The 1,806-nt window shown below is 71.3% G+C and carries 3 protein-coding genes; all 3 read left to right on the top strand.

What is annotated here, in order from left to right:
• The first annotated feature begins 130 nt into the window (after positions 1-130).
• From HC022_RS25710 to HC022_RS25720, 3 genes are read left to right on the top strand one after another with little or no spacing between them, the layout of a single operon-like run.
• Positions 131-745 (top strand): LysE family translocator, encoded by a 615-nt coding sequence (locus HC022_RS25710; protein WP_167454271.1) that lies wholly within the window; start codon positions 131-133, stop codon positions 743-745.
• Positions 742-1,197: a DUF3429 domain-containing protein gene (locus HC022_RS25715; RefSeq protein ID WP_008886242.1), complete on the top strand. Its 456-nt coding sequence runs from the start codon at positions 742-744 to the stop codon at positions 1,195-1,197. Before HC022_RS25710 ends, HC022_RS25715 begins: the two co-directional genes overlap by 4 nt.
• Entirely contained in the window at positions 1,194-1,781 is a 588-nt protein-coding gene (locus tag HC022_RS25720) for a class I SAM-dependent methyltransferase (protein WP_167454272.1), read from the top strand. The genes HC022_RS25715 and HC022_RS25720 overlap by 4 nt, the downstream gene beginning before the upstream one ends.
• Positions 1,782-1,806 lie beyond the last annotated feature (25 nt).

The raw sequence follows: 1,806 nt of genomic DNA on the forward strand, positions 1-1,806 counted from the left end.
GTCCGCGCAGGCGAACGTCGAGTTCAAGGTGCCCCGCGTGCTCAGGGAACCTGCGTGACTGCGGCCTGAGGGCCCGTTGACAGGTCGGGCGGGATCGGAAACCTTGCCCTCAAGAACGAGGGAGGAAACGATGCTCAGCCTGCAATTTCTTGTCACGGCGCTGGTCGTGGTGCTCGCACCCGGAACCGGGGTGCTCTACACGCTCGCGATAGGCCTTGGTCAGGGGCGCCGCGCCTCGGTCCACGCGGCACTCGGCTGCACCGCCGGAATCGTGCCGCATCTCGCCGCCGCCATCCTCGGGCTGGCGGCGCTGCTGCACGCCTCGGCGCTGCTCTTCACGGTGGTGAAATTCGCGGGCGTGGCCTACCTGCTGTGGCTCGCGTGGCAGGCGCTGCGTTCGGGCGGCGCGCTCGCCGTGGGCGCCGAGCGGCACCGCGAGAGCGCCGCGCGCATCGCCCGGCGCGGGGCCCTGATCAACATCCTGAACCCCAAGCTGTCGCTGTTCTTCCTCGCGCTCCTGCCGCCGTTCCTGTCGGGCAACCCCGAGACCGCCACCGCCGAGATGCTGCTGCTCGGTGCTGTCTTCATGGCGCTCACCTTCGCGGTCTTCGTGCTCTACGGGCTCTTCGCGGCCCACGCCCGCCGCTGGCTGCTCGGCAGCGACCGCGCCATGCGCTGGATGAACCGCTCCTTCGCGGCGATCTTCGCCCTGCTGGCCGGCCGACTGGCCCTCGAGCGCGCATGACGCCCGCGATCCCCCGCACCGCCCTCTGGCTGTCCGTCGCGGGGCTGCTGCCCTTCCTCTGGGGCGCGCTCACGCTGATGTCCGACACCGCCTACGATCTCGGCTACCAGACCCTCGGCGGGCGCTTCGTCGGCCCCTATGTCGAGCTCGCCTACGGCACCGTCATTCTCGCCTTCATGTCGGGCGTGCTCTGGGGCTTTGCCACCAAGGCGCCCGAGCGGCAGGCGCCGGTGTGCTATGCGCTCTCGGTGATCCCCGCGCTCTGGGCCTTTTTCATGGCGGGCGGCGGGCCGGTGTCGGCGGGCATGAACCTGATCTTCGGCTATCTCGGGCTGCTGGCGCTCGACTGGCAGTTCTGGCGCTGGGGCCTCGCGCCCAAGTGGTGGTTCCGCCTGCGCCTGCCGATGACCGCCGCCGTGGTGCTTTGCCTGCTGGTCGGGGTGACGCTGTGACCGACGACGAGACCCAGCGCGTCTACGCCGAGAAGGCCCTCGACTACGAGAAGCTCCAGCCCGATGACCCCTTCCCCTCGCTCCGGGCCTTCATCGCGCGCCTGCCCGAGGGCGCCGAGGTGCTCGATCTCGGCTGCGGGCCGGGCCACGACAGCCAGCACATGGCCCGCGCCGGCCTGCGGGTCGACGCGCTCGACGCCTCGCCCGAGATGATCCGCCTCGCCAACGCACGGCCCGGCGTCACCGCGCGGCTCGGCACCTTCGACGATCTCGACGCGCAGGACCGCTACGACGGCATCTGGGCCGCCTTCAGCCTGCTGCACGCGCCGCGCGACGCCATGCCCCGGCACCTCGCCGCCATCGCCCGCGCGCTGCGGCCGGGCGGCGTGCTGGGCCTGATGCTTAAGGAAGGCACCGGCGAGGCCCGCGACCGGCTGGGCCGCTTCTACACATATTACGCCGAGCCCGAGCTGCGCGCGCTGCTCGCCGAGGCGGGCCTGACCGTCGACGACCTCGGCCGCGGCGAAGGGCGCGGGCTTGACGGCAGCCCCTCGCAGTGGATAAGCGTCGCCGCCCATGCCTGAACTTTTTGCATATACCGACGGAGCC

The organism is Salipiger sp. HF18 (assembly GCF_011806505.1).
In the GTDB taxonomy this organism is placed as follows: domain Bacteria; phylum Pseudomonadota; class Alphaproteobacteria; order Rhodobacterales; family Rhodobacteraceae; genus Salipiger; species Salipiger thiooxidans.

Bases quoted from the DNA above. Each gene is read 5' to 3' on its own strand.
- HC022_RS25715 (WP_008886242.1), top strand. From the start codon at position 742: ATGACGCCCGCGATCCCCCGCACCGCCCTCTGGCTGTCCGTCGCGGGG.
- HC022_RS25710 (WP_167454271.1), top strand. From the start codon at position 131: ATGCTCAGCCTGCAATTTCTTGTCACGGCGCTGGTCGTGGTGCTCGCA.